20 protein-coding genes and 2 pseudogenes are annotated in these 24,642 nt (G+C 57.6%); 10 read left to right on the plus strand and 12 right to left on the minus strand.

All coding sequences use genetic code 11. The annotated features are described in order from the left end of the window. Nucleotides 1–60 precede the first annotated feature (60 nt). Entirely contained in the window at nucleotides 61–465 is a 405-nt protein-coding gene (locus NR164_RS02510) for a hypothetical protein (RefSeq protein ID WP_046383425.1), read from the minus strand. 185 nt (nucleotides 466–650) lie between these two features. On the opposite strand from NR164_RS02510, the gene NR164_RS02515 reads away from it, so the two are divergent. Next, complete coding sequence (locus tag NR164_RS02515; RefSeq protein WP_046383424.1) at nucleotides 651–1,082, plus strand: hypothetical protein; 432 nt, start codon at nucleotides 651–653, stop codon at nucleotides 1,080–1,082. 19 nt (nucleotides 1,083–1,101) lie between these two features. Here NR164_RS02515 and NR164_RS02520 read toward each other — a convergent pair. Next, nucleotides 1,102–1,221, minus strand: a pseudogene (locus tag NR164_RS02520) (transposase domain-containing protein); the annotation flags it as partial. A 229-nt stretch (nucleotides 1,222–1,450) separates the two neighbouring features. Between NR164_RS02520 and NR164_RS02525 the strand changes: the two are divergent. Both NR164_RS02525 and NR164_RS02530 read left to right on the plus strand, forming a co-directional pair. Beyond that, nucleotides 1,451–2,284: an oxidoreductase gene (locus NR164_RS02525; protein ID WP_017849065.1), complete on the plus strand. Its 834-nt coding sequence runs from the start codon at nucleotides 1,451–1,453 to the stop codon at nucleotides 2,282–2,284. Nucleotides 2,285–2,306: 22 nt separating this feature from the next. After that, the gene (locus NR164_RS02530) at nucleotides 2,307–3,245 is read left to right on the plus strand and encodes an AraC family transcriptional regulator (protein ID WP_046383423.1); all 939 of its coding nucleotides are present in this window, start codon (nucleotides 2,307–2,309) and stop codon (nucleotides 3,243–3,245) included. Here NR164_RS02530 and NR164_RS02535 read toward each other — a convergent pair. The 4 genes and pseudogenes from NR164_RS02535 to NR164_RS02550 form a co-directional block, all read right to left on the minus strand. After that, a pseudogene (locus NR164_RS02535) lies at nucleotides 3,223–3,534 on the minus strand (transposase domain-containing protein); the annotation flags it as partial. The gene NR164_RS02530 and the pseudogene NR164_RS02535 sit on opposite strands and share 23 nt — an antisense overlap. 191 nt (nucleotides 3,535–3,725) lie before the next feature. Next, nucleotides 3,726–4,178, minus strand: coding sequence for a hypothetical protein (locus NR164_RS02540; protein WP_046383422.1), 453 nt, complete (start codon nucleotides 4,176–4,178; stop codon nucleotides 3,726–3,728). Nucleotides 4,179–4,235: 57 nt separating this feature from the next. Next, nucleotides 4,236–5,519, minus strand: coding sequence for an ATP-binding protein (locus tag NR164_RS02545; RefSeq protein ID WP_256822237.1), 1,284 nt, complete (start codon nucleotides 5,517–5,519; stop codon nucleotides 4,236–4,238). Beyond that, nucleotides 5,516–6,199 (minus strand): response regulator transcription factor, encoded by a 684-nt coding sequence (locus NR164_RS02550; protein ID WP_046383420.1) that lies wholly within the window; start codon nucleotides 6,197–6,199, stop codon nucleotides 5,516–5,518. Before NR164_RS02550 ends, NR164_RS02545 begins: the two co-directional genes overlap by 4 nt. 187 nt (nucleotides 6,200–6,386) lie before the next feature. On the opposite strand from NR164_RS02550, the gene bamA reads away from it, so the two are divergent. Beyond that, nucleotides 6,387–8,753 (plus strand): outer membrane protein assembly factor BamA, encoded by a 2,367-nt coding sequence (gene bamA / locus NR164_RS02555; protein ID WP_079443785.1) that lies wholly within the window; start codon nucleotides 6,387–6,389, stop codon nucleotides 8,751–8,753. Nucleotides 8,754–9,152: 399 nt separating this feature from the next. Here bamA and NR164_RS02560 read toward each other — a convergent pair whose 3' ends face one another. The 5 genes from NR164_RS02560 to NR164_RS02580 all read right to left on the minus strand — a co-directional run bounded on the left by NR164_RS02560 (nucleotide 9,153) and on the right by NR164_RS02580 (nucleotide 16,081). Continuing rightward, nucleotides 9,153–10,043, minus strand: a complete 891-nt coding sequence (locus tag NR164_RS02560; RefSeq protein ID WP_256822238.1) for a helix-turn-helix domain-containing protein — start codon at nucleotides 10,041–10,043, stop codon at nucleotides 9,153–9,155. A gap of 407 nt (nucleotides 10,044–10,450) precedes the next feature. Next, the gene (locus NR164_RS02565; RefSeq protein ID WP_256822239.1) at nucleotides 10,451–11,428 is read right to left on the minus strand and encodes a transporter; all 978 of its coding nucleotides are present in this window, start codon (nucleotides 11,426–11,428) and stop codon (nucleotides 10,451–10,453) included. Nucleotides 11,429–11,501: 73 nt separating this feature from the next. After that, nucleotides 11,502–12,551, minus strand: coding sequence for an alpha/beta fold hydrolase (locus NR164_RS02570; RefSeq protein WP_108524084.1), 1,050 nt, complete (start codon nucleotides 12,549–12,551; stop codon nucleotides 11,502–11,504). 83 nt (nucleotides 12,552–12,634) lie between these two features. Beyond that, a complete protein-coding gene (locus NR164_RS02575) occupies nucleotides 12,635–14,284 on the minus strand; it encodes an NAD(P)/FAD-dependent oxidoreductase (protein WP_102618221.1) in 1,650 nt (549 codons plus the stop codon). Between the two features lie 231 nt (nucleotides 14,285–14,515). Then, entirely contained in the window at nucleotides 14,516–16,081 is a 1,566-nt protein-coding gene (locus NR164_RS02580) for a carbohydrate porin (RefSeq protein WP_256822240.1), read from the minus strand. A 169-nt stretch (nucleotides 16,082–16,250) separates the two neighbouring features. On the opposite strand from NR164_RS02580, the gene NR164_RS02585 reads away from it, so the two are divergent. The 6 genes from NR164_RS02585 to NR164_RS02610 all read left to right on the plus strand — a co-directional run bounded on the left by NR164_RS02585 (nucleotide 16,251) and on the right by NR164_RS02610 (nucleotide 23,088). Further along, nucleotides 16,251–17,525 (plus strand): ABC transporter substrate-binding protein, encoded by a 1,275-nt coding sequence (locus NR164_RS02585; protein ID WP_256822241.1) that lies wholly within the window; start codon nucleotides 16,251–16,253, stop codon nucleotides 17,523–17,525. 21 nt (nucleotides 17,526–17,546) lie between these two features. Further along, nucleotides 17,547–18,509, plus strand: a complete 963-nt coding sequence (locus NR164_RS02590; RefSeq protein WP_256822242.1) for a carbohydrate ABC transporter permease — start codon at nucleotides 17,547–17,549, stop codon at nucleotides 18,507–18,509. After that, a complete protein-coding gene (locus NR164_RS02595; protein ID WP_046383410.1) occupies nucleotides 18,506–19,348 on the plus strand; it encodes a carbohydrate ABC transporter permease in 843 nt (280 codons plus the stop codon). Before NR164_RS02590 ends, NR164_RS02595 begins: the two co-directional genes overlap by 4 nt. A 27-nt stretch (nucleotides 19,349–19,375) precedes the next feature. Beyond that, nucleotides 19,376–20,521 carry an ABC transporter ATP-binding protein gene (locus NR164_RS02600; protein ID WP_108524081.1) on the plus strand — a complete coding sequence of 382 codons (1,146 nt, stop codon included), beginning with the start codon at nucleotides 19,376–19,378 and terminating at the stop codon, nucleotides 20,519–20,521. Further along, nucleotides 20,518–22,020 (plus strand): sucrose-6-phosphate hydrolase, encoded by a 1,503-nt coding sequence (locus tag NR164_RS02605; RefSeq protein WP_169881086.1) that lies wholly within the window; start codon nucleotides 20,518–20,520, stop codon nucleotides 22,018–22,020. Before NR164_RS02600 ends, NR164_RS02605 begins: the two co-directional genes overlap by 4 nt. A gap of 75 nt (nucleotides 22,021–22,095) precedes the next feature. Beyond that, the gene (locus tag NR164_RS02610; RefSeq protein WP_046383407.1) at nucleotides 22,096–23,088 is read left to right on the plus strand and encodes a LacI family DNA-binding transcriptional regulator; all 993 of its coding nucleotides are present in this window, start codon (nucleotides 22,096–22,098) and stop codon (nucleotides 23,086–23,088) included. Nucleotides 23,089–23,104: 16 nt separating this feature from the next. Here NR164_RS02610 and NR164_RS02615 read toward each other — a convergent pair whose 3' ends face one another. Beyond that, nucleotides 23,105–24,547, minus strand: coding sequence for a hypothetical protein (locus tag NR164_RS02615; RefSeq protein ID WP_256822244.1), 1,443 nt, complete (start codon nucleotides 24,545–24,547; stop codon nucleotides 23,105–23,107). Between the last annotated feature and the right edge of the window lie 95 nt (nucleotides 24,548–24,642).

Raw genomic sequence — 24,642 nt, forward strand, 5'->3', positions numbered from 1 at the left:
AGCCCCTGCGCATTGAACATCCTGATAATACTGAGCGACGCTGCTCCTCATTGGAACACTTCACAATCGAATCGTGTTGATTAGTGCTACGCGGCGACGGGTGAAGTTCCAGGCAATAGGCGAGAGTAGAAGGACCGCGACAAGAAACGCCACCTGGGACAGGTAGAACGGCTCCAGCCACTGCTGGTTCAATGCGACGTAATAGGTGTTATGGGCGACGTCAGCCAGAATGATTGCTGCTGTAAGGATGATGCCCACCCTTGGTTTTATGAAAAGGAGCAGTGCCGCCAGCGGGTCAAAAAACGTAAGCGCCCCCCAGAAAATACGGCTAGCCCAATAGGCGCTGGCCCCGTATCCGTAGTCCCAGAGCAACCCATGCTGAAAATCTGCTCGAATGTGATTGGTGGTTGCGACCAAAAGGCAACAGGCGAACAAAACTCGGATGACGAATGACGACCTTGGCATAGCTGGATCTGCTCTCGTGAAGTAATCCTATGATAACGGGATCAACCAACGTCGCAGCAATGTAAGCGTATGGCAAACCCGTCTTGACCAGACGACTTTGGGCCGTGCGACAATTGGTTGCATATCGTTGGGCAAGAAATGTAGGTTGTACCGTCAACATAAATACATCGTTTAACTGGAGCTACATGGACGAGCTAAGAGTTTTCAGCAACACCCACTGGATAGTAACTCATCGGCGAGATTCACGTTACGACGGGTATTTGATAATTTCATCTGAAGAGACGGCTTCAGATCTCAGCGATTTGAGCGACGAAGCCATGTCATCTCTCGGTTTGGTGATGAAAACCTCGGAGCGTCTGCTGGCAAAGGTGTATTCCCCTTACAAAGTAATGTTCTACAAATTGGGATTTTCTCCTGACTTCAGCGCACATTTTCATGTCGTTCCAGTCTCGGAAGACTTGCTCGCAGAGATATCAAAACACCCCGGTTATTCCGACAATCCTGACGGTAATGACGCAATTGTTTTTCTAAGTCGAGAGTACTGTGAAAGACCTCTTACCGCTGGCGAAGCAGAGAAACAGCTCTCGGCGGTTCATTTGCTCAGGGCCTTTCTGTGACTAAGATACTTTCGCGCGGTTAAGCGGATACCCACTTGTGCGGTGGCAGTTCTTCAATCTCACTCGCCCGCTGCGTCGGCAGGCGCGTTAGAATATCCCTCAAATACGCGTATGGACCATGCCCATTCAACCGCGCAGTAAGCGTTTGGCCAACTCTCCTGGAGTAGTTGGGGTATTGCGCAGACTCTCCCATCCAATTGCATGGAATTGACATAAGTGTCCATTCAACACGCATGTTGCGTGGTTAAACGCGCGCCCACTTAACTGTTGACTCTGATAGGAATAGGCAATGTTCTAAGACAAACCGGCATAGGTGACCGAGTTTTCGATAGATATCATGGCCTCGTCCCTATTTATTGGAAGTCGCCATGAACAGCAGAAAAACCATATTCATCACGGGGGTGAGCAGTGGCTTCGGCAACGCGCTGGCGCAAGAAGCTCTTGCCGCGGGCCACCGTGTCATAGGTACCGTGCGTAGTGAAGCCGCCTTGCGCGCCTTTCAGGCGCTCTCGGTGGATCATGCTCATGGGGTGATTCTGGATATCACTGACTTCGCCCGGATCGACAGCGTAGTAGCTGCTATTGAAGCAACCCACGGCCCAGTCGACGTGTTGGTCAACAACGCCGGCTACGGTCATGAGGGCATCTTTGAAGAGTCGCCGCTGGAGGAAATGCGTCGCCAATTCGACGTCAACGTGTTCGGCGCGGTAGCGGTGACCAAGGCTTTCGTGCCTTATTTTCGCAAGCGTCGCACTGGTCATATTCTTAATATCACTTCTATGGGCGGCACCATCACGATGCCGGGCATCGCGTACTACTGCGGGAGCAAGTTTGCTCTCGAAGGTATCTCCGATACGCTGAGCAAAGAACTGCTACCTTTCAACATCTTCGTGACCGCCGTGGCACCTGGCTCGTTTCGCACTGACTGGGCCGGTCGTTCGATGCAGCGCACCCCACGAAGCATTGCTGACTATGACGCCAGTTTCGACCCGGTACGTAAGGCCCGCGAAGAAAAGAGCGGCAAACAGCTTGGCGACCCGCGAAAAGCGGCGCAAGCGATGTTGCAGGTTATTGCCAGCCCGACACCACCGGCACACTTATTATTGGGCAGTGACGCGCTGGGGCTGGTACGTGACAAGCTGAATCGCACGGCCAGGGAGATTGATCAATGGGAAGCGCTGACTCTTACCACCGACGGTTGAGCGGCCAGCAGAGGGGACATCAATGAATCGGGCCGACTCACGCACCTCGCGCATGGTGCATTTGATGGAAACCCTCGCGCCGGTCGAGGGCTACAACCTCAGCACGCTAGAGGATATCCGCTTTTTGCGTTCGAATCGGCCACTGACTCGCACTCCGGTGCTGTATGACCCGGGTATCGTGATCCTGTGCCAAGGGCGCAAACGTGGCTATCTGGGCGATGACGTATACGTTTATGACGCCCAGCACTATCTAGTGGTGTCCGTCCCAGTTCCTTTCACCATGGAGACCGATGCCAGCGAGGCGCAGCCAATGCTGGCGGTCTACATGCGCCTCGACTTACAAATGGCCAGCGAGTTGATACTGCAAATGGATGAAGCTCTCGGGCCAAGTGATGCCCAGCCCAAGGGCATGTATGCCTCGCCAATGGACGATTTGCTGCGCGCCTCGACGCTACGCTTTCTTGAGGCGATGAGCAGTCCGGGCGAAGCGCAAATACTTGGGCCGTCGCTGGTGCGGGAGATCTACTACCGCATCCTAACCGGCGAGCAAGGTGGTTCGATGCGCGCCGCGCTCAATCGCCAGGGTCACTTTGGTAAGGTCACTCGTGCGATCCGCAAGATCCATAGTTGCTACCAGGAGCGCCTGGATGTGGTGTCCCTTGCCCAAGAAGCGAGCATGAGCGTGCCCAACTTTCATCTGCACTTTCGCAGCGTGACGGACTCGTCGCCGATGCAATACCTGAAGTCGACGCGCTTGCACCAGGCGCGATTACTGATGCTACGCAACGCTATGACCGCTTCGACGGCGGCGTTCAATGTAGGCTACGAAAGCGCCTCGCAATTCAGCCGCGAATTCAAACGTTTCTTTGGGCGCACGCCCCAGGCAGAGATCGAATGGATGAAGGCGACCTACGCACTGCCTGCGCCGTCCACGCCATCTATGTACGTCTCGTCACATTAGCGATGAGCCGACCCGCTGCTCCGGCAACCCCAGTATCAGCGCTGTCCGCACCTGCCCAACATACTTTGGGCGGTTGAACGGGTGCCCATTTATGCGGCAGCAACTCGTTAATCTCACTTGCCCGCTGCGTCGGCAGCCGCGTCAGCACATCTTTGAGATAAGCATACGGATCATGCCCGCTGAGCCGCGCCGACTGGATCAAGCTCATGATCGCTGCCGCCCGTTTGCCACGGCGTAAAGACCCTGCGAAGAGCCAGCTCTTGCGCCCAAGAGCCCATGGCCTGATTTTCTTCTTCAGGTGCTTGTTAACGTCAATGTTGTTGAAGTCCTCTGCCCCAGTACTGCCCACGCTTTTTGTAGCGCTTGATGGGGGACCGGACGGTGATCGATAGCGCGAAAAAAGCAAGGCGTCTTGGGCAGAGATAACACGCGTGACTGGACGAACAGGCGCGCCTCACGCCCGCCAGGCCCGTGAGATAATCACGCGCTACGAGCGGACGACTCCGCCGAATAGATGACGGTTTGCGCGCTGTTCGCCGCAACGGTTTGCCGGGTGAAGTAGGTGTCGCCTTCGTCGGTCAGAATCTCATAGTCGACTTTTTGCGTGCTGCTGGCGTGTTTGATGATTTTCAGCACGCGCTGGAATTTCACGCTTTGCGTGCCGTTCTGGTTGGGCCCGGTCAGTACATTCACGCTTTGAAACCAGCCGGCGTGTTTCTTGTTGCTCACCAGCGCGTTGGTCATCGCCTCGAACCGCTCCAGGCGGGTGAAGCCCCACAGCGTCTGCTCCTCGACGGTTGCGTCGGGGGTGGCGGCGCCGGTAAACACGAAGATATTGATCGTCGGGCTGTCTTCACAAAAGAAGTCATACGGGACCAGGCCATCGACCATTTTCCTGCCGGGCACAAAGCCCTTTTTATGCACCTGAAACATCGCCACCTCCGCTCAAACAATGGCGACAAGTCTAATGAGCGGCGACGTACAGGGCGGTCAAGCCAATGTAATGTCGTGTAAAGATCGCGCGTTGTGCAGGTTGACCTCAACGGTCAGCCCACCGCCTGACTCATTGCGAGCCACGATGCTGCCGCCGTGCATCTGCACTGCCCGCGCGGCGATGGCCAAGCCCAGGCCAAAGCCGACGCTGGCATCCCCCGCGCCACGCTCGAACGGTTGGAAGATGCTGTGCAATCGATCGTTGTCGACGCCCGGCCCGTGGTCGCTGATCGCCACAGTGAGGCGGCTCGCGTCGGGATTGATGCGCGCTGAAACCAGCACCGTGGTGTCCGGCCGCGTGTAGCGCACGGCGTTGCGGATCACGTTCTCGAAGCAGCGGTACAGCAGCTCACCGCTGACACAGGCGATAAACGGCGGGCAAGCCTGTAGGTGTACGCGGCAGCCTTTGATGCCGGCTTCGAACTGCGCATCTTCGACAATCATCGCCAGCAACTCGATGATGTCCACGGGTTCGCGCTCGATGCTTTCGGGCCGGCCTTGCAGGCGAGCCAGGGTCAGCAGCGCTTCGATCAGGGTGTCCATGCGTTCGGATTCATGCTCGATGCGTTCGAGCATTTCCATGCGTGCAGGGTCTTGGCGCAACAGGCCGATGGCCGCTTGCATGCGCGTCAGCGGCGAGCGCAATTCATGGGAGATGTCGTGCAGCAGATGCTGCTGGGCTTGCACCAGCACCTTGAGCTGGTTGGCCATGCGGTCGCAGTCTTCGGCTAGGTCGACGATTTCATCGCGGCGCTTGCCCATGGCGGGTTTGACCCGGGTTTCGAAGCGTCCTTGGGCCACATCGCTCATCGCCCGACGCAAGTAGGCCAGCGGCCAGGCCAGGTAGTACGCCATGTAGCCGCTGAACAGCGCACTCATCAACGTGCCGATGAGCAGCGGGATCTGGTGCCAGGGCCTGCCGGGGACGTTGCCGGGGGCGTGGGTGGACCTGATCGAAAGCGCCAGGCCTTCCTTGCTGGTGACTGCTCGTTCATAGGCCGGTTGCTCTACGGGCGCCCCCACGAGCAAGTGACCGTTGCTGTCATAGACGCCGATGTTCTCATCCGGCGGACGTTCCCAGACCGTGAGGAGCTGGCCTGCCGCGTCGACACCGACGCGTTCGAGCAGCCCGGTTTCCGCTGCCAGAATGGCTTCCACATACGGGTCGCTCGGGCGAAAACGGCTCAGTTCAAGCACGCCGATCCCGACCAGAAACGTCAGGGTGGTCGCCAGCCAGAAGGCCAGGAACAGTTTCCAGAACAGCAGGCTGGGCCGGGTCATTCGGCGATCAACAGGTAGCCAAGGCCGCGCACGCTCTGGATCCAGGCCTTGGTGTCCAGGCGCGGCCCAAGCTTCTGCCGGATGCTGCTGATGTGTACGTCGATGCGCCGGTCGTAGCGGGTCAGCGGGCAGCCCAGGGCGTTGAGGGACAGGTCCTTTTTACTCACCACTTGGCCGGCGTTGCGGGCCAGTTCTTCGAGCAGGCTGAATTCGGTGCTGGTCAGGCCCAGCTCGACACCGCTCCATAGGGCCTGGCGCTTGCCGGGCCACAACACCAGCGCGCCGGTCTTGATCACTTCGGTGAGCGGCTGGCCCACCGGCTGCACCCTGCGCATGATCGCGCGCAACCGTGCCACCAACTCGCCCGGGGAGCTGGGCTTGGGCACGTAATCGTCGGCGCCGAGTTCCAGGCCGGTGATGCGGTCGATGTTGTCGCCACGGGCGGTCAGCAGCACCACGGGCACTTGGCTGACCGCGCGGATGCGCCGCAGCACCTCGATACCCGAACGCTGGGGCAGCATGACGTCCAGCACCACAATGCTGTAGCGCCCCGACAGCGCCTCGACCTCGCCCTCCTCGCCCGTATGCACGGCCGTGGCCTCAAAACCTTCGCGCGCCAAGTATTGGCTGAGCATTTCCGTCAATTCCTGGTCGTCGTCGACCAACAGTACGCAGATCATCGTGGGCTCGTCAGTGTGGGGTTGTCCATTATCAGCCTTTGCGCAGGTTATCAGGCCCACCTTTACCTAACTTGACATTCGGTTAACCGCACCAAACGCCGCGCACTCTTATGCTGGCTGTTCACCGGTCGGCGAGTGAACCCAGCACGCCGGCGCTGCTTGTCGATGTGTTCTGGAAAAGATCTTGATGAATTTTTCGCGCCTGCTCTGCTCGGTTGCGCTGCTGCTCAATACCTCACTGGCACTCGCCCAAGGCTTCAAAATCTCGGATATTCGAATCAATGGCCTGCAACGCGTCTCGGCGGGCAGCGTATTCGGCGCATTGCCGCTGAACGTCGGCGACGAAGCGGATGACCGGCGCCTGGTGGATTCCACTCGCGCGTTGTTCAAGACCGGGTTCTTCCAGGATATCCAGCTGAGTCGCGAAGGTGATGTGCTGATTATCAATGTCGTCGAGCGTCCTTCGGTTGCCAGCATCGAGTTCGAGGGCAACAAGGCGATCTCCACCGAAGATTTGATGAAAGGCATGAAGCAATCGGGCCTTGCCGAAGGCGAGATATTCCAGCGCGCCACCCTGGAAGGCGTGCGCAACGAGTTGCAGCGTCAATACGTTGCCCAGGGCCGTTACTCGGCCTCGGTCGACACCGAGGTCGTGGCCCAGCCGCGCAATCGGGTCGGCCTGAAGATCAAGATCGATGAAGGCGAAGTGGCGTCGATCCAGCACATCAACGTGGTGGGCAATACGGTGTTCCCCGACGACGCGTTGATCGACCAATTCACGCTCAAGACCAGCAACTGGCTGTCATTTTTCAAGAACGACGATAAATACGCACGGGAGAAACTCTCCGGCGACCTCGAACGGCTGCGCTCCTATTACCTGGACCGTGGCTATATCAACATGGATATCACCTCGACCCAGGTCTCCATGACCCCGGATAAAAAGCACGTCTATATCACCGTGAACATCCAGGAAGGCCAGAAATACACGGTGCGTGAAGTCAAGCTGAGCGGCGAGCTGAAAGTCCCGCAAGAGCAGGTCCAGTCATTATTGCTGGTGCAAAAGGGCCAGGTGTTTTCGCGCAAGTTGATGACCACCACCTCGGAACTGATCACCCGCCGCCTGGGCAACGAAGGCTATACGTTCGCCAACGTCAACGGTACGCCTCAGGTGCATGAAGAAGACCACACGGTAGACATCACTTTCAGCATCGACCCCGGCAAGCGGGCTTACGTCAATCGCATCAACTTCCGGGGCAATACCAAGACCGACGACAAAGTGTTGCGTCGCGAAATGCGGCAGATGGAAGGCGGCTGGGCGTCGACCTACCTGATCGACCAATCCAAGGTGCGCCTGGAACGCCTGGGGTTCTTCAAGGAAGTGAACGTCGAGACGCCGGCCGTGGCCGGGCTGGATGACCAGCTGGATGTGAACTACGCCGTGGAAGAACAAGCCTCCGGCTCGATCACGGCCAGCGTCGGCTTCGCCCAGAGTTCGGGCCTGATCCTTGGCGGGTCGATTACCCAGAACAACTTTCTTGGCACGGGCAATTACGCCAGCCTGGGGCTGACCCGTTCGTCCTACCAGAGCAAGTACAACATCGGTTTCACCGACCCCTACTTCACCACCGATGGGGTTAGCCTGGGCTACAACGCGTTCTACAGCAAAACCGACTACAACAAATACTACGATGACGGGGTGTCTTATTACGCCATCAACAGTTTTGGCCTGGGTGCCAGCCTCGGTTACCCGATCAACGAGACTTCGCGCCTGACGTTCGGCCTGACCGCACAACACGACAGCATCGAGCCGGGCACCTACAGCGCCGACGAGATCTACGATTTCATCGAGCGCGAAGGCAAGGAATTCACCAACTTCAAGGCCAGCGCAGGCTGGTCGGAGTCGACCTTGAACAAAGGCGTACTGGCCACGCGCGGGCACGCGCAGAACCTCAACCTGACGGTGACGGTGCCCGGCAGTGACCTGAGTTTCTACAAAATCGACTATACGGGGCAAACCTTCCTGCCGGTCAGCAATACCACCGCCCTGCGCTTCCATACCAAGCTCGGTTATGGCAACGGTTATGGCTCCACGGACGGGTTGCCGTTCTATGAGAGCTATACGGCCGGCGGCGAAGGCACGGTGCGTGGTTTTGAAAGCGGCACGCTCGGCCCGCGCAATACCCCGGCGACCGGGACCTATGCCAGCGCAGGTCAAGCGTACTACTCGGACCGGACTACGGAGGCACTGGGCGGTAATATTCTGATTACCGGGGGCACGGAGTACTTATTTCCCGTGCCGTTCATCAAAGACAACAAATCCGTGCGGACCTCCTTGTTCTGGGATGTGGGCACGGTGTATTCGGACAAGTGTTACCTCAGCACCACCCAAGGCTGCGGTGGTGTGGACCTGAGTCAGATGGCCAGTTCGGTGGGGGTTGGCGTGACCTGGTACAGCCCGCTGGGGCCGTTGAGTGTCAACCTGGCTTATCCGATTCGCACGCCGGAGAACGCGGATAAACAGGTGTTCCAGTTTTCCATGGGCCAGACGTTCTGACCATTTCAGCGGGTTAACGCGTTGCTCGCCGTCGCAGGATACCGGCGTTATGTTTTATCGCCTGGCTCCGATGGGGCCTCGGCGACGGTTGCAGATTCGCGAGGCACATACGGTTCTGGAATAGAGGGTGCGAGTGGGCGCCGTGTGAGGGCTGACCGGGACTTGCCGCGAACCTTCTCTTCCCACTTGGCACGCTCCTGAGGGATGTCTTCGATCGGGATTTTCCTGTCCGTGCGTCTAAGTGCGATCAGTACCACCACCAATACGGTTACGACGGCCGAGGATAGAATATCTAAAAGGTCCATGTTTCTTTCCGGTAGCCGTTGGCCGGCAATGGCTTGACTTCGCTGATGGTTGTTCGGCGAAGCAGAAAATTACTTTCCGATCGTTGTAAGAACACTATTCCAGGTTGTTTGTTTTCCTTAGTTGCGTAGGCGTTACGCCAAGTTTGCTGCGCAGGACACGGGTCAAATGCGCCTGATCTGAAAACCCACAATGATAGGCAATTTCCTTAATCGACAGTGTGCCGCTGTACAGCATTCGCTTGGCCCGCTCGATGCGCTGCTCGGTAACAAAAGTGTGTGGCGAACAGTCGAACGATTCACTGAATTTCCTGGAAAACGTCCAGACACCCAACCCTACGGCATCGGCCATTTCGTCCAGGCGTATGGACTCTTCCAGATGAGCATCGATGAACTCGAGCAAGTACTTTTTTTGCTGTTGCGACAGCCGACCAGGCGCACTGGACTCTTTAAAGGTGACACTGGCGTAATGCCGTAGAAGGTGAATGGCCAACTGCATGCTCAAGGCTTCCACATACAATGCGCCACCAATCCCACGACTTCTTACTTCATTGGTAATTGCGCCGACAATAGCCGTGAGGATCGTGTCTTGGGTACGGAGCAGATCATGCAGGCGCACCTCTTCAATCGGACGTTCCATAACATCCATGGCCACACGAGACATCAGCGTATTGGAAAGATAGAGATGAGAAACATCAATGTCTTGCGTCCAGTTCCAATGGGAGTCCTGTGACATCGTAAGCAGGGAAATATCGCCCGGCGCGCAAGCGGTACGTGTCCAGCCCTCATCCACACAGCGATCCATCGGTGTACGGCCGCCAAAGTAATAAACGATCATGAAATGATCAAGGGGTGGAATGAGGACGTCCTGACCTTTATATCGATATGAGCGTTGCTGCATATCTTTCCATCCGAGTTCTTCGCTTGAGCTGAGAACTACGCCTGGCACCCACTTGAGAAGTTCCTTTGGAGTAATGACGGTCGGCATACTTGAAGTCTCACTTGAGGGCCGTCACCCTGGCTCTTATTGCGCTCCTACGCAAAGTTGAAAGCACTCGAGAGATGGCCGTGGAGTATTGTTTTTATTAGTATTTACAGCTCACCAGAATACTAGCACGGGATGAGCAGTGTCGAAAAAAAATATCCAACGTTATGCGACTTAAGTGATTATAAAAAAACCGAACACAGGGATTAAATGGGTATAAAGCGTGACCGAGATGATTTGCATGGGTTGAGGGTTGCGAACGTTTCCCGCCCCGCTAAAAAAACGGCCACCGCCGGGCGGCCGTAAAGGGGCTGCGAGAAGTGATTCTCGCAACGGAGCGACGCCTGCCAGGCCAATGCCTGGTGATGTCTTCACTGATTTTCCTGGCATAGCCGGCGTTGCTCAGTGACTTAGAATACGTAAAGTAATCGAAGATTGACGCGAGACTCTTCCTTGAAGCCATTTTCAACTGAAAGGTCTCGCCCCAATGTCGCAAGCAACTGAGTTTTCGGCGTCACGAAATAAGACCCGCCCAGCATTATTTTTGCTTGACGGCTTTCATCTTCCAGTTCAGTTCCGTCAACTTTCCTCTGCCCGCCCCATAGCCGGGAATAACCGACATGCATAGCCGCGCGCTCACTGAACATGTACCTGATGAATCCTTGCATCTGATACTGCGGGTCCTGCTTCAGCGTCAGGTCGCGGGAGGAATAACGATCGTTGTCGCCGAAAAAAGTCACGTCAGCGACGAAATCCAGAATGACGCGGCTGCCGATGCCGTGCATGTATCCGCCCTGCAAGACATACTTCCATCGGTTCTCCCCAATATTCAACTCTTTATTCTTGTTGTAGTCGCCTATTGGCAAAAAAAGATATTGAGTGACGGCCAATGCGCGGTTTGTTGAAGGGTCCTGATGGATCCAGACCGCATTGGCCAGAATCGGATCGCCCATTCCGCTTTCGCTGCCCATGCCTTTTATAGCGCCACCGGCCGACAAGTGGCCAAAAGGCAATAACAGTTGGATATTCGTCAGGACGCCTGCAAACGCTTGATAGCTGACCCCCCTCAGAATGCTGACATCCGAGTACAGGTCATATTTGTCGCTTAACTGATTGCCGCGCACGTAATAATCGTGGCGTTCTGCGTGCTGTAAATACAGCAGCCCGAGCTGTGTGCCGTCTGGCATAGGCGTATAGTCGCCAGGATCGACATCCAGTGCGTGGCACACAATCGGAAGTTGTAGGCCAAGCATTAAAGTCGCCAACTGAAACGCATGCATAATTCGGCAGTGGGTATTGTTTTTTCTCAGGCAGTCGACGCTAGCAGCAGAACTCGACTTGAGCGTATTGGCCGCGCGCAAAGCATGTGCTGTTGTTATTATGTTCATCTTCAACCCTGTTTTTTTTAAAATTGTTCTGGGTCTAGCACAGGTGTCCTGTGCTATTTTTTTGAAGCTTTTTTCAATGTGTCGGGGACGAAAGCAGCTCTGCCAGATGGGCGTCCAGTTGATTGAGCATTTGCGTGTCGGTGCCAAAAAGTCCGAGGTGACCGTCGATTGATTGCAATGGCCTGAACTCGCTGTTCGGGATCATTTTCTGCTCCGACAGACAATCGTCCACGGTAAAGAACTGGTCATGTGAGATGGGCATGACATAGGTTTTCGCGCGGATTCGCCCCAGGGCCGTCGCAAGATCACCGCCCGTGTTTCGACTGACATCGCCCCGCTGCCATTTCCAGGCCATGGTCAGGAGGTTGTTAGGGTCCATTGCTGCAAAGTAGTTCGTCATAAAGCTGTCGACGAATACCTGCATCGACTCGAAACCCAGCGCCTTATGCCGCTCGGCGCGGAAGAACGCGGTACTCCAGCCCATCAATGTCCAAACTTTCGCGTGGCGCTTGAGCCCAGCCGCCACTGCCGCCGATGAGCCGTATAAGCCAGCCCGGAAGGCCGGATCGGTGGTTATCGCATCAATCAGTATTTCGCTGAACAGGAAGTCATGTTCGCTATTGCGCGCGGTGCCCGCTATAGCTGCGGCGCGTTTGACAAAGTCTGGATAGCGCACAGCCCACTCGTAGGTTTGCTGCGCGCCCATCGATCCCCCGACCACTAACGCCAGGCTCTCGATGCCAAAGTATTCGGTGAGCAATGTGTGCTGGGCACTGACGTCATCGCCAATTCTGACATTCGGGAACCCAGGGCCAGCCAATGAACCGCCGGTGTTACTCGCAGAGCTGGAAAGACCGTTACCGATCTGGTTGACGACGATGATGCAGTATTTCGCAGGGTCCAGCGCCCGCCCTTCGCCGATGTAAATCTGCTCCATCGCCTTGCTTGTGCCGGAATACCAAGTGGGAACCAGTATGGCGTTAGTCTTGTCGGCGTTCAGGGTGCCATGTACGGCTACGGCCAGCTGACATTCAGGAATGCACGAGCCTTCTTCAAGCTGAAGCGCTCCGATGTTGATCAGTTCAAAAGGACCGTGATGTTCCTGGGAGTAATAGTTGTTCATTTCAGGTTACCTCGAATATCGAGCTGTCACGGCGCAATAGAGAGTCGGAGTGACAGCTGCAATCAATGAGCAGTCGTTCGACCTCAAGCCATTTCAAAGCCTGGGTAACCCTGTGCGGCTATTTCGTCGCAGCGGCGATGATAATTACCGACGCCGCCGATATACGATACAAGTCGGCGCGGTTTTCCATCGACGTTGGAGCCCATGTACCAAGAGTCGGTTTTGACGACCAGGGTCTTCGCCGCCGTCTCGTCGTGATGCTGTACCCAGTCGTCCTCGAACTCTTTGGAAGCTTCCACGACTTGTTTGCCGTGCTGGATGGCAAACTCAATGCATCCGGTGATCCAGTCCACCTGCTGCTGCAGGCAAGTGGTCATGTTGCAAAGTGCCGCCGACGGTGCCAACGGCGCACCGGTGGTGAACAGGTTGGGGTAGCCATGGATCTGCAGCCCCATCGATGTACGGATTTCTTGTTTCCACTGCTCCCTCAGCGACCGGTTATCGCGCCCTCGAATGTCGATCCGGCTGAGTGCGCCGGAGCCTGCATCGAAACCCACGGCCAGCACGATGATGTCTACCTCGTGAATCTTTCCATCCGCGGTCTGGATCCCCTCCGGCACAATGCGCTCGATCGGCGACTGCTTGCAGTCGACCGCCTCGACGTTGGGTTGCAGATAGACTTCAAGGTACTTGCTTTCCAGCGGTACGCGATGGGTGCCGAAGCCATAGTCGGTCGGGATCAGCAGGTTGCAAAGATCTGGCCTCGACTGCAGGCGCTCACGCATCTTGATACGCACGAACTCCGACACGACTTCATTGACCTGTTCGTCAAAGAACATCTCGGGAAACGACGCCAGCCACATGGCCAAAGAGCCATCCTCCCAGAGTTGTTCAAGCACGGCTTGTCGCTCGTCGGGGGTTTTCTCGGCCCAGGGGCCGGCGTCGAAGTCATAGTCGAAACCGGCAAAGGTCTCTCGCACGCGCTTCTTGAGCTGGTGGAATTGGGTGCCCCACTTTTCCCAGTCTTCTTTGCTGTACTTAGGGTTCCTCATCGGAATCACATACTGCGGGGTACGCACGAAGACCTTCATCGATCCCACCGCCGGAGCGATGGTCTGGATCACCTGAATACCGGTGGCGCCAGTGCCTACCACGGCCACGCGCTTGCCGTTGAAGTCCACGGGGTCTTTTGGCCACAGGCCGGTGTGATAGATCTGACCGTTGAAGTCGGTTTGGCCGGGGAACCGATCGGACAGCGGAGCGGACAGCATCCCGCAGCAAGAGATCAGATATTGCGTATTGATCGTTTCGCCGGCCTCGGTTGTCACCCTCCAGTGCCCGCTCTCTTCGCAGAAGTGCGCGGCAGCGATGCGGGTGTTGAACTGGATATCTTTCTTGAGGTCGAGCCGATTGGCGACGAAGTTCAGCCACTGCTCTGTTTCGGGCTGAGCCGGGAAACGCTCGGTGGGTTGCCAGGACTTATAGAGTTCTTCAGAGAACCAGTACTGATAAATTTCTGCCTGAGAGTCAAACCGCGCACCGGGGTAACGATTCCAATACCATGTGCCGCCCACTCCGGAAGCCGTATCGTAGGCGCGGACCGTCAAGCCCATCTCACGAAGTCGATACAACTGGTAGAGGCCAGCTACCCCTGCACCAATCACCATTGCGTCCAAGTACGTGACTTTGCCGTTTTCGGCAGACACAGCGGCGAGTTTAGATTGAGCACTCATTTTGAAGCCTCATATTGTTATGTTTATATTTGCCTTTACTTACTTGCTGCCAGGCAATGCTTAAGGCACGGATAAACGATAACAACCGAGGCGCGTTCTACTCTTGAAGGAAATGGTGAATAGCTTGAACAATCCGGTGCGATGAACCGGGCTTCGCCGAGGCCGACGACAGAGGGGCGCGACGCAACCCGACCGACGCGCTGAAGACGCGTAGGCCGGCGCGTCCAGGCATTAAAACCAGGTTTCCATCTGTATCCCGTATTGCCATACACCGCCGGCCTTGAAGTCGGTCTTGCCGAAGGCGTCAGAGGTCGCGTAGTTGTCCAGATCGGAAGACCAGTTCATCACGCTTGCGAACACTCGCAACTCGGGCCGCGTGAGAAGGTCGCCAACGTCAAGCTTGAATGTTGGCGCGACAGTGAACTTCCAGAAGTTACCGTCGACTGCATTACGTTGTAGATAGCCCTTCGGGTCGAGGTTCATGGTTTGCCAGCTCAATTCGTAGGCCATCTCAAAATTGCTGTTGATTTCATTGGCCAAACGCATGTTGAGGGTCATCCAGCGGTAGTCGTCACCCTTGACGTATCTATCCTTGCTCTGCTCGGCCAACAAGCTCGGGCCGATGCGCCAACCAGGCGCGATGGGCGTCTCGCCATACAGTGCCAGACGCAGAGCGCGGGCATCGTCAATCAACTCACCGTCCGAGCCGACGTTCTTGACCTCAGCGCCCAGGCCTTGCCCATAGAGCAGCGCGGTTTTGAAGAAGCCTTCCCTGCCGAAAAAGTTTTTCTGGTGGTTGGCCAGCATGGTGTGTACACCGGAATTCGCAGGCCTGAACCCCGCTTCGTTGGTGCGGGTGGCGAAATCGTTTTTCTTGGCGCCAATGCCATTGAACATCCACTGCCACTGACCATTATCGAAGAACTGGTTGGAGGTCAGGATGTAGCTTTCCACATCGGCATTCACACCGTCTCGACTGAAATCGCCGTAGGTACGCCCGATCAACGAGTAATTCGAGCGCCAATTCTTGTTCATCTGCACATCGTAAATGCCACCCCCGGTGCCGGCCAGATAGACAACGTCCGAATCCATCCAGTGGATATCGAAGTTATCGCGATCAAATCGCTTACCGGCCCACAAGGTCGCGTTCTCGAACACTGAGTTGCCCTTGAACGCGGCGAGACGGTCGAGTTCCGTGAAGACCTGGCGCACGTTCAACTTGCTTTCTTCGGCGGTCCAGTCATTGGAACTTTCCACGCCGTCAGCGATGGAGACCGTGAATTTCGCGCGGGTACCGTTCTGCGCATAGATCTCTTTCGACAGGTCTATACGCATGTAGGTGTCGTCTTCGTTACCGAGGCGCCCAACCGCACCACCGACCAAGCCGGCCGGTGTCGTATACGGCCCGCCGCGGCCACCGCCGAGTCCCTGGTCAATCAGCAATCCCGAGCGGGCATAGCCTTTGAAGCTGAAGCCGTCTGTGAGGTGTCCGGTACCGCCCGGTTTTTCCAGGCTTTCTTGGCGGGCTTCGAGCTTTGCCAGCCGGGTATCCAGCGTCGGTGCCGCCGTTGCTTGCGCAGTGGCGGCAGCGGGCTGCAAGGGCGGCGTGGCGAGTTTGATCTGTTGCAATTCTCTGGCGAGTGCCTGGGTTTGCTGCTCGGCTGCGGCGGCACGTTTCTCGGCGGCGCTGGCGCGGGCTTCGAACGCGGCCATGCGTTCTTCCAGAGTTGCGGCCTGGGACGTCGCCGCCGAGGTGCTGAGCACGCCTGCGAGCAGCCATTGTGATGCTTTCTGCATGTGGATTTCCCTGTTTTGTTTTTATTGTTTTGTCCCAGCGACAGACGTGTTTTTCCGTGAGGTGTGAATTGCCAGAGTCGGCAAAAAAAAGGATGCCTCATCGAAAATACGCTGATACATTGAGCGTGTTAACGTTAACTTCTCTAAAAACAAAAATAAAGAGGGCTTTATGAAACAACTGAAATCGCTCCTTCCCGCAGCGCTGCTTACCCTCTGTGCCGGGCTTCCTGGCGTCTCGAACGCAGCCGATCTGACGATCTCGTGCGGTGCAGTGGGTGCCGAGTTACAACTGTGCAAGGAGGCTGTCGAGGCATGGTCGAAACAGACCGGCAACAACGTCGAGGTGGTTTCCACGCCGAACTCGGCAACCGAGAGGCTGTCGTTCTACCAACAGATCCTCAGTGCGCAGTCCAGCGACATCGACATCATTCAAATCGACATGGTGTGGCCGGGAATGCTGGCCAAACACCTGATGGATCTGCGCGAGGTGCTTGCGCCGGACGCGACCCAAGGCTACTTCCAGGCCCAGATCGATAACGCCACGGTGAACGGACGGCTGGTGACGATGCCGTGGTTCACCGATTCGGGCCTGCTGTATTACCGCAAGGACTGGCTCGAGAAGTACAACAAGCCGGTGCCCCAGACGTGGGAGGAAATGACCGCTACCGCCAAGGAAGTTCAACAGGCCGAACGCAACGCCGGTAACCCCAATGTGTGGGGCTACATATTTCAGGGGCGCGCCTACGAAGGTCTGACGTGCAATGCACTGGAGTGGATCAGCAGCCAACCGGAAGGCGGACTGGTCACCCCGCAAGGCGACATCGTGGTCAACAGCCCGGCTTCAAGAGCGGCTTTGACCCTGGCGAAAAGCTGGGTCGGCGACATCTCCCCGCGTGGCGTACTCAATTACACCGAGGAAGAAGGACGTGGTGTCTTCCAGTCGGGCAATGCGCTGTTCATGCGTAACTGGCCTTATGTCTGGGCCCTGGTGCAAAGCCCGGACAGTGCCGTCAAAGACAAGGTGGGCGTCGCTCCCCTGCCCCGCGGCGGCAGCGCCGGCAGCCATGCGTCCACCCTTGGTGGGTGGGGTCTGGCGGTTTCGCGTTACAGCGCCCATCCGAAACTTGCCGCAGAGCTGGTGAGTTACCTGACCAGCGCTCAAGAGCAAAAACGGCGTGCGCTGATAGGCGCCTATAACCCGGTGATCGAGGCGCTGTATCAAGACCCCGAACTGCTCGCGGCAATGCCTTACTACCGTCAGCTCCACAGCATCCTCAACGACGGGGTCATGCGCCCCGCCTCAGTCACTGCCGAGCGCTATCCACGGGTTTCCAATGCGTTCTTCGATCGGGTGCATGGCGTGTTGGCGGGTGAGTTGCCCGTCGATCAGGCGCTTGCCGAGCTGGAAAGCGAACTCACGCGCATCAAACGCCGGAACTGGTAAGCCACAAGGAAGGAAATCACCATGTCTGTCTCTACTCCCCACGCCTCCTGTGACGAGCCCCTGCTCGCCAGGGAGACGCCCATACAGCGCCGCCGCCTGCGCGCCGCCTGGCTGTTTCTGACACCGATGTTGCTGTGCCTGGCCCTGGTAGCGGCCTGGCCGCTATTGCGCACATTCTGGTTCAGCCTTACCGACGCCAACCTGGCGGACACCCGTGGCGCAACCTTCGTCGGCTTTAGCAATTACCTGTTCTACAACGGCTCCGGCTGGTCGGGCATCCTGGTCGATCCACAATGGTGGAACGCGGTGCGCAACACGCTGCATTTCACCGTGGTGTCGGTGGGCCTGGAGATCGTCCTCGGGCTGCTGGTGGCATTGCTGCTGAACATCAAGTTCACCGGCCGGTCCCTGGTGCGTGCGTTGATACTGATTCCCTGGGCGATTCCTACGATTGTCTCAGCGAAAATCTGGTCGTGGATGCTCAACGACCAGTTCGGCATCATCAATCACCTGATGCTGAGCCTCGGCCTGATTGACACGCCGTTGGCCTGGACGGCTGACGCGAGTCTGTCGATGTGGGCCGTCATCATCGTCGACGTCTGGAAGACCGTGCCCTTTGTCACACTGCTGATGCTGGCGGCCTTGCAGATGTTGCCAAGCGATTGCTACGAAGCCGCCAGGGTCGATGGCATTCATCCGCTGCACGTGTTCTGGCGTGTCACGCTTCCACTGTTGATGCCTGCATTGCTGGTGGCGGCGATCTTTCGCATCCTCGATTCGCTGCGGGTATTCGACGTTATCTATGTGCTGACCTCGAACTCGTCGAGCACCATGAGCATGTCGGTCTATGCGCGCCAGCACCTGGTGGAGTTCCAGGACGTGGGCTATGGCAGCGCGGCGTCGACGTTGCTGTTCCTGGTCGTCGCGGTGATTGCGTTGCTTTATCTCTACCTCGGACGCCGTCAACTGGAGGTGCGCTCATGAGCCCGCGTCTACTCAAAAAAGCGCTGTTGCGCCTCGGGTTCTGGTGCCTGATCGGAATTTTGCTGCTGTATGCGGTCTTCCCTTTCTACTACGCCATCGTGACGTCGCTGAAGCCATCCAGCACCTTGTTCGAGGTGAGCTACTGGATCGACCGTCCCGACTTCTCCAATTATGCGGCGGTACTCCATCAACCCTCGTTCCTGAAAGCTATCGGCAACTCGCTGGTGGTTGCGCTGTGCGTCGTGACGCTGGCGTTGTTCCTCAGCCTGACCGCCGCCTATGCCTTGGGCAGGGTGAAGTTCCGGGGGCGCGGCACAGTATTGATGATGGTGCTTGGCGTCTCGATGTTTCCCCAGGTCGCGGTACTGTCGGGGCTGTTCGAAGTGATCCGCGCCCTGGGCCTGTACAACACGTCCTGGGCGTTGATCCTAAGCTACACGATTTTCACCCTGCCCTTCACCGTCTGGGTGCTGACCACATTCATGGGCCAACTGCCCCATGAGCTGGAAGAGGCGGCAATCATGGATGGCGCTTCGCCGTGGGTCACGCTGACGCGGGTGTTGTTGCCGCTGCTCTGGCCCGCCCTGGTCACCACTGGCTTATTGGCCTTTATCGCAGCGTGGAACGAGTTCCTGTTCGCCCTGACCTTCACCCTCACCGACACGCAACGCACGGTACCGGTCGCCATTGCCTTGATTTCCGGCGGGAGCCCCCATGAGCTGCCGTGGGGGCTGTTGATGGCCGCTTCGGTGCTGGTCACGGTCCCATTAGTGATTCTGGTGCTGATCTTCCAGCGCCGAATCGTATCCGGCCTCACTGCCGGCGCGTTAAAGGGTTGATGCCCAACAAATACAAGGAACAGCATCGTGATCAAATTGAAACTGGACAACGTGAACAAACAATTGGGCGGCGCGCGGATTCTTCGCGACGTCAGCCTGGAGATTGCCGCGGGCGAGTTCGTGGTGTTCGTTGGCCCTTCGGGCTGCGGAAAATCGACCCTGCTGCGACTGATCGCCGGGCTGGATTCGATCTGCGGCGGCGACCTGCTGATCGACGGACGACGGGTCAACGACCTGGAACCGCGTGAGCGCGGCGTCGGCATGGTGTTTCAGTCGTATGCGCTGTACCCGCACATGAGTGTCTACGACAACATCAGCTTCGGTCTCAAACTGGCCAAGACGGAAAAGAGCAGCTTGCGCGAGCGCGTGCTGAAAACTGCGCAGATCCTGCAACTGGACAAACTGCTGCAACGCAAACCAAAGGAACTGTCCGGAGGCCAGCGTCAGCGTGTGGCCATGGGCAGAGCCATGGCGCGGGAGCCGGACATTCTGTTGTTCGATGAACCGCTTTCCAATCTGGACGCATCCCTGCGGGTGCAGATGCGCAACGAAATCGCCCGTCTGCATGCTCGACTGGGCTCGACCATGATCTACGTCACCCACGACCAAGTAGAAGCGATGACCCTGGCCGACAAAATTGTCGTGCTCAACGGCGGCCGCGTGGAGCAGGTCGGCTCACCGCGCGAACTCTATGAACGCCCGGCCAGCCGCTTTGTCGCCGGTTTTCTCGGCTCGCCCAGAATGAACTTTATGCCGGCGCGCCTGCATGCCCCAGGCAAAACCAGCCTGATCGACACCCCTGTAGCGGGCATGACTGCCCTGCCCTTCGACAGCTCGAACCTGCCGGCAGACGCGCAGCTGAGCCTGGGGATTCGCCCGGAGCACCTGTCGCTCAAAGCGGCTGAGGGCGCCAACGGTGTCGTCGTGACCGGGGTCGAATACCTGGGCAGCGAAACCTATGTACACCTCGAATCGGGTCAGGACGAACCCCTGATCTGCCGTTGCGAGGTCAACGCCGGATGGCAGGTGGGCGATCGGGTCGAGCTGCAGCTGGACACTGACAACCTGCACCTGTTCGACGCCGACGGCACCGCCTTGAAACGCCATCCGGCCGCCGCCGAACACCTGCCCGATGACGTCGCTCTGCATTCATTCCGAGCACGCGCCCTATGACTTTGTCCTTGAATACCCTGAGCGAGCCAATGCCTTCAGCCCTTGACCTTGCGCAGCGCGCACTGCATGACGGTGCGTCTCGCGTCGTCGACGACTATCGCCCCGGCTATCATATTGCGCCACCGGCCGGCTGGATGAACGACCCGAACGGGGTCGTGTACTTTCGTGGCGAATATCACGTGTTCTATCAACATTACCCATTTGAAGCGAAATGGGGCCCGATGTATTGGGGGCACGCCAAGAGTGCCGACCTGGTTCATTGGCAGCACCTGCCCATTGCGCTGGCGCCCGGTGATGAGTGCGACCGTGACGGTTGTTTTTCCGGTAGCGCAGTGGTGTGTGGGGATACCTTGGCACTGATCTATACCGGGCACACTTGGCTTGGGGAAGTGGGCGACGAACGCTCGATCCGTCAAGTCCAGTGCCTGGCCACCAGTGTCGACGGCATCCGCTTCGTCAAGCATGGCGCAGTCATCGAGACCGCGCCGCAAGACAACATCATGCATTTTCGCGACCCCAAGGTATGGAAGGAGGATGACGCTTGGTACCTCATTGCCGGCGCACGCCTGGGCGACAGGCCGCTGCTTCCGTTGTACCGCTCCACCGATCTGCACACCTGGGAGTTCCTTGACTATATTGCCGCGGGCAGCGACGGCGATGGTTATATGTGGGAGTGTCCGGACCTGTTTCGACTGAACGGACGCGACGTGCTGCTGTATTCCCCGCAAGGCATGCTTGCCCAAGGGTACGAACGGCTGAACAAATACCAGACGGGTTATCGAGTGGGCCGGCTCGACAGCGCGTGGCACTTCACCGGCGGGCCGTTTATCGAGCTGGATAACGGCCACGATTTCTACGCCGCGCAGACCCTCGTGGCCGCCGATGGTCGGCGTCTTGTCTGGGCCTGGCTCGACATGTGGGAAAGCCCGATGCCGAGCCAGGCCCATCACTGGAGCGGTATGCTCGGATTGCCACGCGAACTTGAACTGTGTGCCGATCGCCTGCGCATGTTTCCGGCCCGGGAACTCACCGCACTGCGCGGGACGCTGCTGCCGGCTACCGCGTGGTGGGAGGCGTCGGGAAGCCGCTGGGTGCCGCAAGTGAATGGCGATATGCTGGAAATCCATGTGCATCTGGATTTACTCGGCTGCACCGACGGCCACTTGGGAGTCGCCTTGCGTTGCAGCGACGATGGCCAGGAACAAACCCTGCTCTACTACGATGCGGCGTTGCAGCGCCTGGTTCTTGACCGCAGCCGCTCGGGCGCGCAAGTCAGCGGCCAGCGCAGCGTGGCGATAGACCCGACACAAGGGCAACTGGCACTGCGGGTGTTCCTCGATCGTTCGTCCATTGAAGTGTTCGACGAAAACGGCAGCTTCAGCCTGAGCAGTCGCCTCTACCCGCAACCCGGCAGTCTGGGGGTGAAGCTCCTTGCAAGCGGGAGTGGTGGGCGTGTCGCCATTCCCAAGGCATGGCCACTCGCCTCGGGATGGTTATGAACCGTGTCATTCGAGTCGCGAGAAGCGCAGGCCATGTGTCATGATTCGGCCTCAACCTGACCGGTCTCGCTTCGCATGACTTCAGTGAAAGACGTTGCACAGCTAGCCGGCGTGTCCCTGATGACGGTTTCCCGAGCGCTCAACAACCCGGAAAAATTGAGCCCCGAAACCTATCAACGGGTGCGCCGCGCCATCGACGAATTGCAATTCGTGCCCAGCCTGTCGGCGCGCAGGATTCGCGGCGACAACCTCCAGACTCGAACCATCGGCGTATTCGCGCTGGACACCGCGACAACCCCGTTCGCCGTCGAACTGCTGCTGTCCATCGAACAGACCGCGCAGCAAGCCGGCTGGAATGTATTTATCCTCAACCTGTTAAGCAACCCGCCCACCGACCAGAACATCGACCTGATGTTATCGCACCGTCCCGACGGGTTGATCTTCAGCGCCATGGGGCTGCGCCAGGTGTGCATTCCCGAGCGATTGAAGAGCACCCGCCTGGTGCTCGCCAATTGCCTGGCGGATGACAGTCGCCTGGTCAGTTATGTGCCCGACGATGAAATGGGGCAGTATCGAGCCGTACATCACGCCTTGAGCCAAGGCTATCGGCGCCCTCTGTTGATCAATCTCCCAAAACAGAGCCTGGCGTGGGGGCTGCGGCAAAAAGGCCTGCAGCGTGCCTGTCAGGCATTCGGGCTGTTGCCTGAGGCACTCCTGCAATATGACCTTTCCGATCATGACGCCTATGGCGAAACCGCGACCATCCTCGACCGGCACATCATCGAGGGTCGCCCCCAATTCGACATTCTGATCTGTGGCAACGACCGGATTGCTTTTTGTGCCTACCAGGTGTTGTTGGGCCGCGGGCTGAAAATCCCCGATGATGTCGCCGTGCTCGGCTACGACAATATGATCGGTATCGCCGAACTGTTCATCCCACCGCTGACAACGGTACAACTGCCGTACTACGAGATCGGTCGCAGGGCCGCCCGACACCTGATCGACGCCGTCGAGGTATCGGGAGCCCAGTCAGTCGATTGCCCGTTGGTTGCCAGGGCGTCGCTCTAAGGGATCGGTTAGGGTTTCAATCAGCCCAGAAACGCTCCAATGCCTCGACTGCAAAGTCCGGCAGCGGCGGCATTTTGCGGGTGTTGACACACGCCAGGCGCAGAATCAGCAATTCATACGCGGTGAATTGGGAGAAGTCCAAGTTCAGGTCAAACACCTTGTTTTCATTGGTCATAAAGAAGTAGGTAAAGTCCCTGAACCCTTCAATCACCAGCGAATCGACGCCGGCTTTACTCGAGGATGAATCGCAGAAGTAGTCACACTGTGAGCCGAGGAAGTACAGGCAGCCTTGGATCACGTGGCCGAGGACTTTTTGCGTATCGATCCCCACCATGTCGTAGGAAAACCGAGTCAGCTTTGCCAGATTCGTCATCGCTATAAAGTCGGCCAAGCAAAACGCCTGCTGTCGAATGTCCAGCAACTCGTCGCAGAATCGCTCCAGCAGACGGTCCGAGTCATGAAGGGCGCTGAACAATGGATCGCGTGAAATCAGTCCAGGATCTTTTACGTATTCTTCAGGCAGGTAGTTGATGGCAGTGATCACCGAGCACTCCCATTCATCTTGGACAAGTTCCGACATAACCCCCTGAAGGGTGACCAGAAGCGCACGTTTATCGACATCGCGCGCGATCAGATCGCAGGCCTGGACCTTGGGTGTATTCTCATTCAGATCAAGGAATACGGCGTTGAGCAGCCCGGTGATGAAGCCGTCCTGTTGCTCGTCAGTGAGGTATTCAAGATGGCTCAGAATGGCGCTTGGCGTATCCGGCCCGGTTTCCGTCAGCTCAAGCAGCAAGGCTTCATAAAACCAGTCCAGGCCGTAGACCTTCCGGATGTAATCCAGGTTCAAGATCCCGGACCGGGTGATGAAGTCAGTCCAGTTGTGGTTCGGGATATCCATCACACTTGAAAAGCGATGGGGCACGCTGATGTTGATGGGCATCAGCGGGAGCAAGGTTTCCCGGTCGCCGCCCAACCGCGTGCTCGTCCAGAGCGCTGGATTCTCACTGTGAAGCAAGGCCGCAATGGTTGTGGGTTTGAACTGCGTGGAACGTAGGGACTTTTCCATGAGGTAGGCTTGGATCGGGCAGGCAGCCATTGCCTCAACCAGGCGCACGGTCAATTCGGAAGCCGTCAGCGCCGCGCCCGACGCAGTTAACAAGAACCAATCCGGGCGATCCCAGATCCGCAGCGCGTCAATATCCTCAAGCCGGGCTTCGGCCTGACGCATGAACGTTGTGAGCACGGCTTGTGAAAAACCCATGCTCAGGGCAACCAAGGCTGGCGCCAATGCACTGGGAACCTCTGCAATCCTGCAGTTCAGGTTGAGATCAAGCACCTGCGTCGGATCTTCGCAGCGATACGCGGTGGCATCAAAGTTGGCGCCCTGGCGATTCAGTTGGGTCGCGATAAAACCCGCGCCCCAATTCGGATGAGGGCGTGTCGAGTGAAAATACATCGTGTGCTCCAAGCCTTGATGTTGAAATGACATTGTCGGTGGTTTTCAAGGCAGAGGACATACTCACGCGCGAAGATTTGGTGCGGCGATTGCGC

The organism is Pseudomonas sp. Pse79 (genome assembly GCF_024519615.1).
Lineage (GTDB): Bacteria > Pseudomonadota > Gammaproteobacteria > Pseudomonadales > Pseudomonadaceae > Aquipseudomonas > Aquipseudomonas veronii.